Origin of the sequence: Brevibacillus halotolerans, from assembly GCF_026891775.1 — a bacterium.
In the GTDB taxonomy this organism is placed as follows: Bacteria; Bacillota; Bacilli; order Brevibacillales; family Brevibacillaceae; genus Brevibacillus_B; species Brevibacillus_B halotolerans.
Genome location: NZ_JAPTNK010000012.1, coordinates 97,160 through 114,465, shown reverse-complemented (window position 1 = coordinate 114,465; position 17,306 = coordinate 97,160). Strand labels below are relative to the sequence as shown.

Annotated in this window: 15 protein-coding genes and 1 pseudogene; 8 read left to right on the top strand and 8 right to left on the bottom strand. The window is 39.9% G+C overall.

The genetic code is table 11. The annotated features are described in order from the left end of the window. Positions 1-553: 553 nt before the first annotated feature. Complete coding sequence (locus O0550_RS15800) at positions 554-1,894, top strand: globin-coupled sensor protein (protein ID WP_258426791.1); 1,341 nt, start codon at positions 554-556, stop codon at positions 1,892-1,894. Positions 1,895-1,985: 91 nt separating this feature from the next. On the opposite strand, the gene O0550_RS15795 is transcribed toward O0550_RS15800, so the two are convergent. From O0550_RS15795 to O0550_RS15765, 7 genes and pseudogenes are all read right to left on the bottom strand, one after another. After that, complete coding sequence (locus tag O0550_RS15795; RefSeq protein ID WP_003336292.1) at positions 1,986-2,195, bottom strand: DUF2905 domain-containing protein; 210 nt, start codon at positions 2,193-2,195, stop codon at positions 1,986-1,988. Positions 2,196-2,240: 45 nt separating this feature from the next. After that, positions 2,241-2,762 (bottom strand): peptide deformylase, encoded by a 522-nt coding sequence (gene def, locus O0550_RS15790; protein WP_003336293.1) that lies wholly within the window; start codon positions 2,760-2,762, stop codon positions 2,241-2,243. A 251-nt stretch (positions 2,763-3,013) separates the two neighbouring features. Continuing rightward, positions 3,014-3,418: a VOC family protein gene (locus O0550_RS15785; RefSeq protein ID WP_258426790.1), complete on the bottom strand. Its 405-nt coding sequence runs from the start codon at positions 3,416-3,418 to the stop codon at positions 3,014-3,016. A gap of 78 nt (positions 3,419-3,496) precedes the next feature. Next, the gene (locus tag O0550_RS15780) at positions 3,497-4,078 is read right to left on the bottom strand and encodes an SMI1/KNR4 family protein (protein WP_003339562.1); all 582 of its coding nucleotides are present in this window, start codon (positions 4,076-4,078) and stop codon (positions 3,497-3,499) included. Between the two features lie 493 nt (positions 4,079-4,571). Beyond that, complete coding sequence (locus O0550_RS15775; RefSeq protein ID WP_258426789.1) at positions 4,572-6,146, bottom strand: FAD-dependent oxidoreductase; 1,575 nt, start codon at positions 6,144-6,146, stop codon at positions 4,572-4,574. 109 nt (positions 6,147-6,255) lie between these two features. Then, on the bottom strand, positions 6,256-6,462 hold the full coding sequence (locus tag O0550_RS24550; protein ID WP_346659910.1) for a TIGR03943 family putative permease subunit: 207 nt from the start codon (positions 6,460-6,462) through the stop codon (positions 6,256-6,258). A gap of 127 nt (positions 6,463-6,589) precedes the next feature. After that, a pseudogene (locus O0550_RS15765) lies at positions 6,590-6,793 on the bottom strand (permease); the annotation flags it as partial. 273 nt (positions 6,794-7,066) lie between these two features. On the opposite strand from O0550_RS15765, the gene O0550_RS15760 reads away from it, so the two are divergent. From O0550_RS15760 to O0550_RS15735, 6 genes are all read left to right on the top strand, one after another. Continuing rightward, a complete protein-coding gene (locus O0550_RS15760; protein ID WP_003336302.1) occupies positions 7,067-7,654 on the top strand; it encodes a TetR/AcrR family transcriptional regulator in 588 nt (195 codons plus the stop codon). Between the two features lie 36 nt (positions 7,655-7,690). Then, positions 7,691-8,311 (top strand): DUF47 domain-containing protein, encoded by a 621-nt coding sequence (locus O0550_RS15755; RefSeq protein WP_258426787.1) that lies wholly within the window; start codon positions 7,691-7,693, stop codon positions 8,309-8,311. Between the two features lie 17 nt (positions 8,312-8,328). Next, the gene (locus O0550_RS15750; RefSeq protein ID WP_003339551.1) at positions 8,329-9,327 is read left to right on the top strand and encodes an inorganic phosphate transporter; all 999 of its coding nucleotides are present in this window, start codon (positions 8,329-8,331) and stop codon (positions 9,325-9,327) included. 176 nt (positions 9,328-9,503) lie between these two features. After that, a complete protein-coding gene (locus tag O0550_RS15745) occupies positions 9,504-9,932 on the top strand; it encodes an Rrf2 family transcriptional regulator (RefSeq protein ID WP_003336305.1) in 429 nt (142 codons plus the stop codon). Between the two features lie 186 nt (positions 9,933-10,118). After that, positions 10,119-12,401, top strand: a complete 2,283-nt coding sequence (locus tag O0550_RS15740; RefSeq protein ID WP_068792338.1) for a DEAD/DEAH box helicase — start codon at positions 10,119-10,121, stop codon at positions 12,399-12,401. Next, positions 12,391-13,773, top strand: coding sequence for a ribonuclease H-like domain-containing protein (locus O0550_RS15735; protein ID WP_258426786.1), 1,383 nt, complete (start codon positions 12,391-12,393; stop codon positions 13,771-13,773). The genes O0550_RS15740 and O0550_RS15735 overlap by 11 nt, the downstream gene beginning before the upstream one ends. A gap of 192 nt (positions 13,774-13,965) precedes the next feature. Here the strand turns inward: O0550_RS15735 and O0550_RS15730 are convergent, their stop codons facing one another. Continuing rightward, entirely contained in the window at positions 13,966-14,454 is a 489-nt protein-coding gene (locus tag O0550_RS15730) for a DinB family protein (protein ID WP_258426785.1), read from the bottom strand. Between the two features lie 1,057 nt (positions 14,455-15,511). Between O0550_RS15730 and O0550_RS15725 the strand changes: the two genes are divergently transcribed. Then, positions 15,512-17,305: an ABC transporter ATP-binding protein gene (locus O0550_RS15725; RefSeq protein ID WP_258426784.1), complete on the top strand. Its 1,794-nt coding sequence runs from the start codon at positions 15,512-15,514 to the stop codon at positions 17,303-17,305. Position 17,306: the final 1 nt, after the last annotated feature.

The following is a 17,306-nucleotide window of genomic DNA, read 5'->3' as shown; positions in this document are numbered from 1 at the left end:
TAGAAAGAAACTAATTATACTCATGTGTATCTCCTTTTTTATCAATTATTACAGTAAAGCAACATTGTTTACCATAAAAAACCTCCGATTGGATGTTGCCCTTAGATTTACCAATTATTTAAAATTTAATTTATGTCGTGATCGAAAAAATGAATCGGCACGTTCCTGTTTGTGGCTTCGTTGCAAAAGTGGCGACAGAAACTGAGAGGAAGACAGAGAAAAGCACTATGTTTTGAGCGATTGGCTAAATATAGGATGTATCTACAAGAACAGTTCCTTTTTTGACATAGTAACAAGTGGCATTTTTGTGTGGAAAAATGGTACGAAATACAATGTATATCTTCCTTAACATAAAACCTCTGTAGGAAACTATAGAGGCTTTTTAGATTTGTAAAACAAATAAAATATTTCCTATCAAAAATAATTCACAGGCTTTTAACGAATAGGGACTGGTCAATGATTTACAATGTTGTATAAGGTTTGTATAATTGTGATGGTTTGTGATTGTTTGATTTATTTATCAAAAATATATTAACAAAGGTGATAACATAATATGGGAAAAAGCTTTTTGTTTTCGAGTTGGTTTCGCACAAAGATCGAAGAATCTCCACAAACAAAAATGTTTAAAAAACAGATTGCAAGTATCCAAGTCAGCATGAATATAAAGCACTCTGAAATTGAAACTCAGATGAATATGATTCGACTAAGCCAAGAGGATTTAAAGATAGCGAAAGCATTGCAACCAATGATTGCGACGCATATCCATGAGATTGCCAAAACTTTTTATAAAACAATTCTCAGTGTCCCTCACCTTAAGCAAATATTGACCAAGCATAGTACAGTAGAGCGTCTCGCAAAAAGTCTGGAATTACATTTGATGGATATGTTTGATGGCCATATAGATGATGTGTTTTTACAAAAGCGTTTCAAAGTGGCAGAGGTACATGTACGTATTGGTTTGGAACCAAAATGGTATATTGCAGCGTTTCAAAATGTTCAAGAGCATGTATTGCGAATTATTTTTGAGCAAATTTTAGATAAAAAGCAATTATTAGAAGCAAGTAGTGTTATTTCAAAGATGTTTAATTTTGAGCAGCAGGTTGTCATTGAAGCGTATGAAAAAGAAAATAAGCGACGCGAGCAAGAGTATCGGGGACGGGAGCAAATTCAAACCAAAATGGCGGATATAAGCCTTATGCTTGCCTCATTAAGCCAGCAAACCACTACTTCTGTAGAACAGTTGATTTCTAGCGGTCAAGATATGAATATAGCGGTTCAGCATAGTGCAGACAAATCTAAAGAAACCCTTCAATTAGCGAGTGAAGGACAGCAACGAATGAAAGAATTGGAGTCACGTATTCGAGATATCAATAATGGTATGAATGATATGGAAGAGTTGATTGAAAAGCTTAATCACTCATCGAATGAAATTCAAAAAATTGTCAATCTTGTACAACAAATTGCAGAACAGACAAATCTACTTGCGTTAAATTCAGCGATTGAAGCAGCGAGAGCTGGAGAGCATGGACGTGGTTTTTCTGTCGTCTCACAAGAGGTACGTAAACTTTCCGAACAAACTAGACAATCCGTTCAAGATGTATCTTCACTTATTGCCCAATCGAGTCAATTTATGCAAGAAGTAGTCTCCTCCATCCGTCACATCCAACTCCTAGTAAACAAGGGACAAAAAGAGTCAGATCAAACCGAAGCAGCACTTAATCAAATCGTAATTTCCATGCAAACAAGTATAACCGAGATTGACCGAGCTACTGCGAAAATGGCACAATTCATTGAAGATGTCGAAATGATAGGGAATTCAACTCATAAAGTTTCTGAATCAGCCCAATCATTAAATCAGTTACAAGAAGCATTAGAGCAACAAGGCAACAGATAGCGCTTTAATCTGACAAAGACGACATATAATAAAACAGGCAAGTTACACAATGCCAAACTTCATTGGTAACTTGCCGAAGATTTACGATCATTTATTTAAAAAAACGAATGACATACATGATTAGTGATAGCACAACGCTAATGATAATACATGTAACTACAGGAAAATAAAAACGAAAGTTCTCCTTTTCTACTACGATGTCACCCGGTAACCGCCCTAGATTCAGAAATCGACCCCCAACTTGCCAGAGTAAGCCAACTACAATCAGGACAACACCGATCACGACTAAGGTTTTCCCCATATGTACTCCTTTATTTGCACCATAACGATTCGGAATTATTCCCAATTACAAAGCGTTTTGCTTGGAAAGCTGAATCATTTGATACACGTCTACTGGTTTTTTTGTTTTCTCTTGAAAAAGATGCCCATTTTTTACATGATCAATGTACAATATTCCATCCAAGTGGTCCATTTCGTGCTGAATACAACGTGCTTTATGTCCGGAAGCCTCGATGATTTGCTCTTCACCCTGACGATTTAATGTTTTTACTACGATTGATTCAGCTCGCTTCACAGCTCCATACATTCCAGGCAGGGAGAGGCAAGCTTCATATTCAAAGGTTTCTCCCGATTGAGAAATCATTTCTGGATTAATTAATTCAACTAATCCGTCACCACAGTCTAGGACTGCTATTCGTTTCAAATAGCCCACTTGTGGCGCAGCCAAGCCTGCTCGACCAGGGTCAGCATATAGAGTATCGATTAAATTTTGTAATAATTTTTGTTCACGATCTGTGATACTGGTAATCGGCTTACATACCTTGCGCAGCACAGGATCACCCAGTTTTCGAATCATCAATTCAGCCATGTTAAAAATCAATCCTTCCATTTCGATCTTCTTATATTGTTTTTTCAGGGCTTACAGTACTTGTTTTACAAAAGGTCTGTAAATTTATGTATTTATTCATATTATACGTTTTATTAGCTTGTTAGGGAAAGGGTTACTATTGTTGATAGGTAATTTACCTAATTAAAGATGCTATGTGAAGTCTATAAAGGCTAATACAGAAAATAAACAAGGGACTGTCTACATGGGAAGGACAGCCTCTTGTTTATTTTTTAGATCCCTTGATTATCTCTAAGCTCAACAATTGTCCCTTCAGGAGCGAGCAATTTCAGTAATCGCCCATTTTCAACTGTATAGATTTCCTGTCCATCCTTCATTTTAAGGCGATAACCTAAATGCTTCATTCTTTGAAGCTCTGTATCCAAATTTTCTACCCATAAACACAGATGTACAAGTCCTTGGGTATTGGCGTTAGGAGGATCAAGTAATTCTCCCGTTTTCCCAGTTTGGAGCTCGATATAGAAGGAATCTAGTCTTAACCAGGTATTAAAATCACGTTGGTGAAAATGAGGTGTTTCCTGAATCAGCTCAAATCCTAAAGCTTCTTGATAAAACCGCAGGGACTCTTTATACGTATTGGTTTGGATACAAATATGATGAACATATTTTCGACTCATAACATTCTCCTATAACTAGATGTTGTTTTACAAGTGAGCTTAAAACGTGACCATCGCTCCTTATGAAACAAATCAATCTTAGTAGTCAATCTCTTCCCAATCCTGTAAATTCGTATTTGATTCTGATAATAGCTCAGTAAAGGACGAGGCAATGTAATAAATAAAATCTGGGTCATGAACATACGCGATAATCTGCCCAGCTCTTCCGTCCGGGGCTGGATCATAATCTAGCATAAGATATAGACTGCCACCTGCTAATTGAGCGAAGGGGAACCATTTCTTGTTGAATAGATAAGGTTTAATTCTAGCATCTAATTCGGAAATCTCTTGCTCATCATAATATTCACTGAGGAGTTCATCCTCTTTGCAGAAATATTCTTTTGTTTCTATCATTTCGTCTAGAGAGTATAGATAAAAGGGCTCAATACAGCCTTCGCTATATTCAGGATATAGAATATGAAAATGGTAACCACTCCCATTCTTATAACGATAAAATTCTTTGAAATCTTCAGGGAGCTTGATATCAAAGAGCGTTTCTATCTCTTGCAGGTTTTCTTCGGAAGCACCCTGTAAAGAGAGATAATTGTTATATTCCTCCTGTACATCTTCGCCGACCTTACTCGATAACAATCGTTCAAGCTCTTCAATTCGTGTTTTCATTGGGCTCATTCCACCTCTGTATATAATATTACGGTTGCAGGATTGACAGGTAGGACGTGGTTTTTCGAATCGTATCATTATCTAGCTTTCATACGAGGATATGTAGTACCCATTAATTATACTAGAAGATATGCTGGTTTAAAAAGAGCGTAATTTGTTTAGTGTTTGTAATCCTATTTTGATGGATTGAGGAAGGGTTCCATGAGTATTTTGCTAACATTCTCGTTACTGATTGATGTACGACTTTGAAAAGGATCATCAACTTTAGTGTTGCAGATTCTGTGGCTTCAAACAGAGAACGATCAGGACAGTTCTTATATTCTGATTAGTAAATAGCTTGTGTAATAGGGGACACCGATCTATTAAAAAACTCGGCTAGTGTAGCAAACAATCCCCTGAGTGATGAGTGAATAGGGGTTTGTGCTGACTAATAGCCGAGCTTTATTTCGAAATGGAATGTAATTTTGGACCGGTGGTTGAACGCCGAAAATGCTTAAACAGCTGAGAGCTTAGGCCAGTACAGCTCTACTCCCTGCTTGGTGAGCAATTGTTGATAATCAGCAAGCTTGGCAGTATCCTCCCACACTTCTCTAGGCTGAAATCCTTTTTCAGCACAAAAAGCGGCTAGCATTCCTGCTGACTCTCCAATATTCCATTCAACAGGATGTAGTCGATAACAACCGTTCGTGATGTGAGTGGTCCCAATATTTTTGCAAGCAGGCAAAAGATTATTTACACGAATAGGGATGAGCGCACCCAATGGGATTTGGAATGGCAAGGAGGCTACATCTATATAATTTGTACCTTCCGTGGTTGGATGCAAGTCAATGCGATAGCTGCCAATGCCAATTGTATCAAGGAAACGCTCGGCGCCCTCGTCACCTCTCCATTCTGCGCTCACATGCTGCTCCAGAACAGTAAATGCTGCTTTAATCCGGCGAGATTCTCGAATGTATGGGTACTTAGCTAATCCATCTATTGTTCCCATCACATCTGGACGTAATCGTAATCCAGGATATCCTTCCTTTCCATCTGGTCGAGGTGCCTCTGTTTGCATCCAGTACAATAACGACAAGCTTAACTGCTTTGCCTGATTTAAATGCTTCGAGACCGCTTCTTCTGGAAGGTCATAAATAGGGGCCAGCCAATAATCGTTTTGTGGCCAGTTTACTAGGGTAATATCTGTAGAAAAAGTACCGGGAACAAAATTTAATTGATCAATGATTCTTCGATACGTATATAAAGAAAATTTTTGTGAATCAGGGAACAAGGAGTATTCAATTGGCTGTAATGTTCTGGGGTCGGCTGCCGTAAAGCTTAGCTGACGAGCTGGCCAAAAGTCAGGCTTGTAATTCCGCCAAAACTCGTAGTCTGCTGGTTTATCTATAACGTGGTTTTCTCCTTCCACATAATCCATCGCAAACACATATGTCGAGGCCTGAATGTCAAAGGGTCTTGCATCCCCGTCTATAGCATGAGGCTCACCCGTTTCGTATTGAGACTCAGCCCCAGTGACATATTCGACATTAGCCATAGGTAAAAGATCACCACATTCTGTAGCATCTAGGAAATAGGGGGCTTTTATCGTCAGGGTAATCTCGTTGTCACATTGGGAAAGTGTAACAGAGCAAATGGTATCACCGTGTGTTTCAACTGAAATCGGTTTAAAGCGAGTTAAAATCGTAACTAGTCCACTATGAACATAAGGTGCTAGCATTTCTTCCATTACGGACAAATAGACGCGGGGGTCAGCACATAGTCGACTAACACTACCATTACCCGGATCAAGATTGTATTTTAAACGTGCTTCTGTCGTCAATGGGAAGTGCAAACGGTAGTAGTCCCGAACTTGATTACGAAATTGACGATAGGTTTGGGTGCAACCAAACTGCTCAATCCAACGATGCTCATCAGGTGGTACGGCCTGACTAGTAAATTGCCCGCCAATCCAATCTGTTTCCTCTGTAAGTATTACTTTTTTTCCAAGCCGTGCGGCGCCTAAAGCTGCTGCAAATCCACCTACACCGCCACCGATAATGGCAACCTCTGTTTCTAATTCCTTATGCATCTAAACGACCTCCTTTAGTGTATATGAAAAAACAGGGTATATATTGGTTTTAACACAGAAAGAGGTAAATGAAACCTAAAAATTGTAAAAAATAAAATATTTCATAAATCTAGCTGTTAGGGAGAGCAGAATAGTAGACATAAGGATATTTTGGTGCTGGTACCTGTGAGATTTGCTGAGCCTGTAAAACGAGAAGTTCATTGCCTTCAAATGGTGTCATGCCTAATGTTCCCTTCACCTTTACCCAGCTATCTGTCCTAAATTCCTTGGCAGTGGGCGATTGGATAAGAACTCCGGATACCTGTGCGTCTGCTATACAGCAGGATACATTGTTCGTGTGTTATCACATATTCACTCCCTAGCTTTAAGAAGGTGACTTTTTGTGTAAAAAAGAGAACAATACCTACCACTGTCGCAACGATAAAGGCAAACAGCGTTCGATATCATACCATCTGCGGATCAATAGGAAATGCTGTATATGTTGCTGCCATCACAACAGGATTAATGATTGGACCTGCTAATAAGAAAACCATTCCCACATAAACAGGCATACCTCTATGAATCAACCGGCGCACAATTGGTACAATGGCACATTCACAGACAGGAAAAATAAATCCTAGCAGGGTAGCGAAAGGGATAGCTATTAATGGGTGCTTAGGTGTCCAGTGTCAAACAGTTTTGTCACGAACGAAGGTTTGTAATAATGCAGAAAAAAACACACCAATCAACACAAAGGGAATAGGTTCGGAGCCCGCGAAGACTATTTTGAGGAGGAAAAAGCTGTTTGTATAAAAGCCGATTCTATCTTTTTCATTTCTGACACAGCTAAGTTTTCTAACAAATTGACATCTGTTCTGTCTGTGAACTATACTTTTCTTTGCAAGTAAGTGCTTGCATTCATAAAATTAGGGTGAAAAGAGATGAGGAAAGAATCGACAAATGATAAAATTCTGCAGGCTACGATAGACTTGTTAAAGGAACAGGGCTACAGAGCTACGACTACAAAAGCAATTGCCGAAAAAGCCGGAGTCAATGAAGTGACGATTTTTAGGAACTTTGGCAGTAAAGACAAAATTATGGAAATGATCGTGCAAAGGCACACTTTTCAGATGGACATCATAAGAGATTACTTCACATGGGAACTGGAAGTGGACCTGTTACATATCGGCCAATATTTTTTGCGGCAACTTACTGAGATGCAGGATATTATTTCAATTAGTTTTCGTGACCCGACTGTGTTTGCTGAGCTTGTGAAAAAAATCTCGATCCAGCCAAATCAGTTTAAACAAATGTTGACTGATTATTTTGCTAAAATGAAGGAAAAGGGTAAGATAGCTGATATTGATTGTGTTGCTACGGCAGAATTATTTATTTGTCTCACGACGGGCTACTTTTTTATGCGATTCAGTTTGTGTCGTTCGTTAATTACGTTGAATGAGCAAGAAATAATGCACCATACTATAAACACATTCATCCGAGGGATATCACCTGGGACTCCTTCTGAATAGTTTTGCACGAGATTTGGAGAAAGAGGAGGAGCATTTATGATTTTTAGACCAAAGGACGATAAATTTTTTAGTACGTTAAGCCAGATTGTAAGTATAATTGAGGAGTCTGCTCAGTATTTTGCTCAATTTCCTGAGAAGAACGATGGAGATCTGGTTACCTTCTCTAGTGTCATGAAAGACTACGAGCATAAGGCAGATACACACATACATAAAGTAATTATGGAGTTAAACAAGGCATTTATCACACCTATTGAGCGCGAAGACATCTTGGCATTGGCTGTGAAGCTAGACGACGTACTAGATGGTTTTGAGGAGCTTTCCTCTCGCTTGGAGATTTATAATATCCAGAAGTGGGACGAGCACATGAAGGAGTTTACGATTCTATTGCTGGCAGCTACTAAGGAGATTGCAGGAGCGACCGATCTGTTGTTCCAAAAGAAAATGAACGAGATTCATCCTTATGTAGTAAGAATAAACGATCTAGAATCAAAAGCGGATGCCGTATTAGATAAAAGTATTCGTCAGCTTTTTGCTTCTCAAAAAGACCCGATTGCCATTATGCAGTATAAAGAGATTTATGAGATGTTCGAAGGCGTTGCAGATAGCTGTGAGGATGTAGCCAATGCACTGGAAACGATCATCATGAGAAATGTCTAAAGAAAAGGGGTTCCATGATGGATAGTGTACTTTTTATTTTGGTTTGCATCATCATCCTGGGTTTAACTTTTGACTTTATTAATGGGTTTCACGATACAGCCAATACGATTGCCACTTCCGTTTCTACAAGAGCATTGCCTCCCCAAGTAGCAATTGTGATGGCAGCATTGATGAATTTTTTTGGTGCCTTATTGTTTACAGGTGTAGCTCAAACCATTACAAAAGATATTGTCGATCCTTTTTCTCTTGAAAATGGTTCGATCGTCCTCTTATGCGCCCTTATTGGTGCGATAGCTTGGAATCTAATTACCTGGTACTATGGCATACCTAGTAGTTCTTCCCATGCGCTAGTTGGTTCGATTGCTGGTGCTGCTATCGTTTCAGAAGGTTTATGGAGCTTAAATTACTCAGGGTTTATTCGGATATTGGAAGCATTGCTCATCTCCCCTGTTGCAGCACTGATTATTGGATTTTTAGTTATGTCCTTATTCAAGGTAGTATTTCGCAATTCTAATCTGGCTAAAACGAACAAGGGATTTCGCATTCTTCAAATCATGACGGCTGCTTTGCAATCATTTAGCCATGGAACTAATGATGCACAAAAAACCATGGGGATTATGACGATGGCTTTGATCACAGCAGGCTTCCAGACAACTACAGACATTCCAACCTGGATTCGTGTCTCTGTCGCATTAGCAATGGGACTTGGTACCATGGTAGGCGGATGGAGAATTATTAAAACAGTTGGAGGCAAAATTACCAAATTGAAACCGGTTAGCGGTGCGGCAGCAGATTTGTCGTCAGCCTTTATCATTTTTGGATTTACTTTCCTACACTTGCCTGTTAGTACAACACATGTCATCTCTTCATCCATTATGGGAGTAGGATCAGCACAGCGTGTGAAAGACGTAAAGTGGGGAGTAGCACGACGGATCGTGTTTACTTGGATAATCACTATGCCGATTACCGCACTGTTGTCAGCATGTTTATACAAGGTAGTCATGCTATTTGTGTAAAAGAATACACCTAAAAGATAAAGGAAACCGATCATGTTCATCAAGGACAGAGTCTGTTTGAATGCTACCCTCTCCATGTACCTTGAGGTATATCTTTTAGGTGTTTTTTTTGTGGCAAAAAAGGTATAAAGTAGGGGTAGCGACTATCTAATCATAGAATAGGGGGGAAAACGCAGATGGTAAATAGTCGTTTTGCAGTAGCTATTCATATCCTTTCAATAGTAGCCTCCACTCCCTGTGGACAGGCTACATCAGCATATATTGCTGGGAGTGTTAATACAAATCCTGTAGTAATTCGCCGTATTAGCAGCATGTTAAAAAAAGCAGGAATGATAGAGTCTAAGGTCGGGTCCCCAGGATCGACGTTAACCAAAAGTCCAGAAGAAATAACTCTTCTTGATGTTTACAAAGCAGTACAAAGCCCTGATGAGCTATTCGCAATTCATGAGGAGCCCAATCCAGCATGTCCAATCGGAAGGCAGATTCAACACACCCTGACTGATGTTTTTTTAGGTGCCCAGCAGGCGATGGAGCAAGAATTGGCAAACAAAACCGTAGCAGATGTGTTAAGTGGAATGGGCATGGGTAAAAATGTGACAGAATAGACCTCGTCGTCGAGTATGAGGAGTCTCAATATATTGTTCATTGAAAGCTAGCGATCGGTCTGAAGAGAAAGATTGTTAGCTTTTAGCTTTTTCTAATCAGCGAAATCTGCACATATCAGGAAGGTCAGAGAGCTTTTTTCACCTTGACACTCTACGTACAATAGAAAAGAAGAGGGTGATCAATACATGTTACGAAAGAAAACCATGGCGGAACTTTTAGAAGAGTTTCGCTCTGATGAGCGGATGAAACAAAACATCGTTAACTGGACAACGATTCCGCCTCGCGATCCACAGGTAGTACCATTTCCAGAGCAAATAGATGAACGGATTGCTCAAGCGTTGAGTAGACGAGGGATTTCATCTTTATATACACATCAAGCAACAGCCTTTCGCCATATTCAGGATGGGAAGCATATTGTGGCTGTGACTCCAACCGCTTCAGGAAAAAGCATGTGCTACCACCTGCCAATTTTGCAAACGTTGGCTAATGATGCGCAAGCGAGGGCACTATACATGTTTCCTACTAAAGCCCTTGCTCAGGATCAAAAGAGTGAGCTACATGAATTGATCAATGATATGGGACTAAGCATTAAATCGGAGACCTATGATGGTGATACGCCTGCTGCTATACGGCAAATGGTCCGCAAGGCCGGTAATATTGTCATTACAAACCCGGACATGCTACATTCTGCGATCCTGCCTCACCATACGAAATGGGTCGCTTTTTTTGAACATTTGAAATATGTGGTAATTGATGAGCTACACACCTACCGCGGTGTATTTGGAAGCCATGTTGCCAATGTGATCAGACGGTTAAAACGTATATGCGCATATTATGGTTCTCATCCACAATTCATTTGTACTTCTGCCACTATTGCGAATCCAGTGCAATTAGCAGAACAAATCACAGAGGAACAGATGGAACTTGTAGATAACAATGGAGCTCCGGCAGGAACGAAGCATTTTATATTTTACAATCCACCTATTGTAAATCATCAGCTAAATATTCGTAGGAGTGCAACATTAGAAGCGCGGGACATAGCATCTACTTTTCTAACAAATGGAGTCCAAACAATTTTATTTGCGAGAAGCCGTGTGCGTGTAGAGATACTTTTGACCTATTTACAGGAGCTGATTCGAAAAAAACTGGGGCCCAAAACAATTCAAGGCTATAGAGGCGGATATTTACCAACACAAAGGAGACAAATTGAACGAGGATTGCGACAAGGTGATATTGTCGGGGTGGTTAGCACAAATGCACTAGAGCTAGGTGTAGACATTGGCCAATTACAGGCATGTGTGATTACAGGATATCCTGGTTCCGTGGCTAGTACCTGGCAGCAGGCAGGAAGAGCCGGACGTCGGCAGGATGAGTCTGTCGTGGTTATGGTTGGAAGCTCTTCTCCACTTGACCAGTACATTATTTTGCATCCAGAGTATTTCTTTGAACGAAATCCGGAGTCAGCTCGTATTAATCCTGACAATCTAATCATTCTTGTGGATCATATGAAGTGTGCAGCATATGAACTGCCTTTTACGACAGGAGATACTTTTGGGCGGGCAGAAATAGCAGAAATTCTAGAATTTTTAACGGAGGAGCAGATCTTGCACTTCTCAAAGGGGAAGTGGTTCTGGATGAACGATTCTTTTCCAGCTCATAATATCAGCTTGCGCTCTGCTTCACAGGAGAATGTGGTGATTGTCGATATTACCGAGCGTGGACAGGAAAAGGTCATTGGAGAAATGGATCGTTTCAGTTCGATGACATTGCTGCATGAGGAAGCGATTTATCTGCATCAGGGAGTGCAGTATCAAGTAGAAAAGCTGGATTATGAAGAGAAAAAGGCCTATATTCGCGAGGTGAAGGTCGATTATTACACAGATGCGAATGTAGCGGTCCAGTTAAAGGTTCTAGAGTCAGATTTTGCACGGAAGCAGAACGAGACTGAATTGGCTTATGGGGAAGTAGCGGTTAATGCGATGGCTACGATTTTTAAAAAAATTAAGTTCGAGACCCATGAGAACATCGGATCAGGGCCGATACATTTACCAGAAGAAGAATTGCACACGAATGCAGCTTGGATTAGTTTTCCGGAATCTATTTTACAAACGATTGGTCAAGAGGAAGTAGAGCTTGGGCTGGTTGGGGCAGGACATGTGCTGCAACACGTTGCTCCTTTATGGGTGATGTGTGATCCGAAAGATTTGCACGTGATCTCACAGAGAAAAGCTGTTCATTCGAATCAACCAACGATATTCTTCTATGACCGATATCCAGGTGGCATTGGCCTTAGCGAACAGGTGTATCACCAGATGGAAACCATCCTTGCTAAAGCAGAAGAGATGATTAGCTCATGTCCATGTGCGTCGGGATGTCCTTCGTGTATTGGCTATGTGGAGCGGGATGGAAAAGAGCTAGCACTATCTCTATTGCGAGTGGCGCAAGGGGGAGTAGCGTTTGTCTCTTAAAAATAAATTGCAACGAATGAAAAAGCATCTGACACTCGAAAGTAATAACGAGCAAGCAGATCGGCAGGAAAAGCAGGCAGAGTCCAAACAACAGAGTGATATATCCGCTTCCAGCTTACAAAGACCAGAGCAGTCGGACTGTAAACGAAACGTTTATGAATCACCTCAAATCCAGATACCTTATGCAGATACGTGGCGACGTCTTCAAGCCAAACCATTCTTTGGCGAAGAGGAGTACGCTATGGTACGAGAAGTTCGTTATCCCTTAGACATGATTCATGGGAACTATGAATTTTCGGCGTTACTTGATGTTATTGACAAATGGAACGAAAGCGGCCTAGAGCATCCTCTGTCTGCTGCTAACAAACAACCAGAGGATTTACTATTCTTTGATACAGAAACAACTGGTTTACATGGTGGGGTGGGTAATACCATCTTCTTATTGGGTTATAGTAAATGGGAACAGGACGAGGTGGTCGTTCGTCAGCATTTTTTAACCGATCCTTTTTCGGAAATTACGTTGTATCAGTCATTTTTAGCCGATGTAAAAGAATCCAAGCAACTTGTCACCTATAATGGAAAAGCGTTTGATTGGCCTCAGGTAAAAACACGACATACGCTGGTACGAAACGATGTGCCAGCCTTACCTGTGTTTGGTCACATCGATTTGTTACATGGGGCGAGAAGACTATGGAAAAATGAACTCGTTTCTTGTCGCTTGTCGATCGTAGAACAACAAAAGCTAGGAATCAGGCGCTTGGAAGACATACCTGGCTCACTAGCCCCAATGCTATATTTTGAATACGTCAGAGAGCAGAATCCAGAACATATTGCTGGTGTGCTTCAGCATAATGAAGTGGATGTACTATCCCTTATTACCCTCTATATTCATATCTCTTATATGCTGTTGTCTGCAGAGTCTGTTACGATGTCTATGGAAGAGCGATATGAGGTGGCACGCTGGTATGAGGCGATCGGATCAGAGCAATTGGCTCTGTCACATTACAAGGAAGTGGCTCGTAGCAAGCATCCTTATGCTGGGCGGGCAAAAGCTGCGCTAGGACATATATTTAAGCGTCAAAAGGAATGGGGTAAGGCTCTTTATTGCTATGATGCCTGCTTACAGGACAAAGAATGGGGTACTGAAGAGATTTGTATCGAGGTAGCCAAGATTTGTGAGCATCAATTAAAAGAATATGACAAGGCATATGCGTATACCAAAATGGCCTTCGAGCGCTGGCAAAAGAAAACGTCATATCTGCGGCAAAGGAATAAATCAGAACGCGAAATGTATGAAAAAAGGCTTTTGCGCTTAGAGAAAAAGCGAGAGCAGGTAAGTGAGAGCTTGTTTGATGAAGAGGCTACAAGATGAATTGGGGCTAGGAATGTGCTGTCATTTTATCAACTTATATGGTTTAACAAAGGACGTTTCCTCAGTCGGCTGTAATTGCACTGGTGGGAATGTCTTTTTTTTTGAGATGGAAAAGACAATGCTATAGCAACCTCAATTTTTCATTTCGTTATTTTCCTACGAGGGTATCAGATTATTAAGGAATAACACTTTCTAATCTCTTGGGTCAGGGACTTGCTCGATTTTCAAGCCGAATATTTGTGGGGGATCAATATGATTTACCTGCATGTATACAGAAAGCTGACCTCGATGATGAATTTCATGTTCAGCCATTGCCATTATGATTCTCCAGGCACTGACTTCATAGCCTAAGAGGTTTTTCACCTTTCTGGTTAGTTGCTCAGGCTCTAACTGATGAAGACCTGTCAGAACAGTGTTGTGACAATTCTGTAAATAACCGATAGCTTCCTCCATACTCCGACCTTTATCGGGTTCATGCCCGCAATACTTCCATTCATTATGTATAATCGCATGATAAAACATTAATTCTGCAGAGCCCAAATGCCGGACGATATCACCAAAAGAAAATTTGTGATCGTCTGGACGCCAATCGATGACTTGCTCAGGTATTACCGCTAAAGATTTCAAGGTTCGTTTACGAACACCTTCGAAATTTGATAGTAAATCGTCTTTCGGTATCATATAATCTACCCCTTTCACTCAACATTTCCTCTTTTCAATTATATAGCTAAGGCAGGGCGTCTTTCCATCGTTTTTAGTGGTCAGACTCGATCTATTAACAATAGAAGCAAAAGAAATCAAACAAGTGATCACAAGCTTAATGAACTGGATGGGCAAAATAAACGGAAAGTGGATGGTCGCGACTATTACGATCATGAGTTATGATAAATAAAACGGCAGAAAGAGTTGAAACGAATGACTTATCTCATACCTTTCATTTTTTTGATCGTATTGGTAGCTGCCATTGGGACTATCCTGGTAGGGATAAAGCCAAAGGATCATAATTATGGTACGAAGACAAAAAGAAATTTGACCAGATTAACAATGTTTTACGTCATATGCACCGTTATTTTTTTGGGAATTTTCTTTTATTTCTTTTATAAGTAAAGAATGGTTTAAAGCATGCAATATAAAAACAAACCCATAACAGGTCATAAAGAAATGAGAGTTTGTTCACGTCGAGAAGCTTGGTATGATGGCCGGGCTTTTTTTGGCATATTAGCTTATTTTGTTACGAGTAGACTTCCACTTTTTTCCCGGCATACAGCTTTCCATGATGACCTGTAATACGAACAAGATTATATATGTGACAAATCTGCTCCGCACTCATGCTTGATTACAAAGAAGCTTGAAAACCTGTTCTTTTTCGTTATCTTCTATAAATATGTTCTACTTCAACTGGATGAAGCCGGTAATAATTTGTGACGAAAAGGCGCATGACCGAGAGAATCAAATTTCAAATAATGAAACAAGCATAGGCACGATAAGTAAACCTTCTTTGCCAACATCCTCCCCTTAATCTGAGTTAGCCAACTTTACGACTATGCAACATTACTAACATTAGGTAACTATTTTTTACCAATAAACCTTTTTGAAAGGAAAGAAGGGTAGGTATAAAAAATTGCTTAATTTAAAATTTGAAGAAGGTTTGTAAAAAATTAACTAAACAACTACTAAAAAATAGTGTACTCTTATTTACAGGTAACAAAAATCAGGGAAATCTTGGGGAGAGAACAACTTGATAAAAAGAATACGTAGTCAATTACAAGAATCAATGTGGGGAAAAATAGTAGCAACAATTTTTACATATTGGTATTTACTGGTACTAATTGTGATCTGTAGCATTGTAGCTGTTCTTGTAGAAGTTGTGATTGGATACAATATTCAGCAGATGGTTTCGTATTCTATCGTTGACACTCAGGATCATATGAGCACTTTATTGTATGTGTTTGGGATTTGTGTCATGATCGGGATGATTGCTCACTTTTTTGTGAAATGGTTGTCTACGAAATTTAGTGCTTCCATTATCAGAGATTTGCGAAATCGCTTTGCCGAAAAATTAGAGCGTGCTTCCTTTGCCTCTGTAGAAAAATACAGCACTGGGGATCTTTTATCCCGATTCTCCAATGATTTAACGATTGTACAACGATTTTTGACTGAACACTTTCCAAAACTAATCATTGAGCCTCTTATGTTTATCGCTGCTTTTGTCTACCTTTTCTTGATTAGCTGGAAACTTATCCTTTTTAGCTTGTCTTTGGTTCCATTTGCATTACTTTTTGCAGCTATGATAAGCAAACCTCTAAATGCCTACTCCTACGAACTACAACAGCAGGTCGGTCGTACAGCCTCTATTATGAAAGATACTATCTCAGGAATTCCAATCATTAAAGTGTTTCATTTATATGAAGCTTTCTTTCGAAGATTCAAAACGGCAATTGAACAAATGCTACATCTGAATTTAAAAATTGAACGCAGACATGCTTGGCTAAATCCGCTGCATATTATATTTATGTCAAGTCCGCTGGTGTTTTGTATTCTGTTTGGAGCATATCTAATTGCCCATCAGGAATTGAAACCAGCGGAGTTAATCGCCTTTATTTATTTCTTGGGGCATATTATACAGCCAGTCTCAGTGCTTCCCGAATTAATCATTCAATTTCAACAAGCACTAGGATCGTATAGACGTACGGGGGAGATTCTGTCTTTACCTGAAGAGGAAATCATTCTCACAGAGATACCTAAGGATCATGTAGCGAAAGATTTTTGTTTACAATTCAACCAAATTTCCTTTACATATGATGAACAAAAACCTCCCGTGTTACATCATTTAAATTTTGAGCTAAAAACGGGCAGGCATATCGCGATTGTTGGGCCAAGCGGAGGCGGAAAATCAACGATTGTGAAACTACTTTGCGGCCTTTATGTTCCAAATACGGGACACTTCCGGGTCAAAGGCGATAATTCTTATTCACAAAATTGGGATATCGCTTCGCTTCGATCCTTTATTGCGTATGTCCCACAGGATGTCTTTTTGTTTTCTAAGTCGATTGCAGAAAATATTGCCTTTGGAAAAGAAGATGCAACCCTTGAAGAAATTGTAGAAGCAGCTAAACTAGCGAATGCACATGAATTTATTTCCGGATTGTCCCAGGGTTATCAAACTGTTGTGGGTGAGGGAGGCTTCCAATTATCTGGTGGTCAAAAACAACGGATAGCCATTGCCCGCGCTTTTATAAAGAATGCGCCCTTTATTATCATGGACGAGCCTACTTCGGCTTTGGATGCTCAATCAGAGCTTTTGTTCCATGAAGGACTTAAAAAGCTTTTAGAAAAAAAGACCGTTGTGATGGTGGCACATCGTTTTTCTTCCATTCGACATTGTGATGAAATCTGGGTGTTGGATCGTGGAAATATTGTAGAACGGGGAACCCATCGCGAATTAATGAAGGCAAACGGATTGTATCGAAAGCTCTACGATCCACAGGTTCAGGATCACTATCTCATACAGCCTAGCCTTTCAGTGAAGTAAA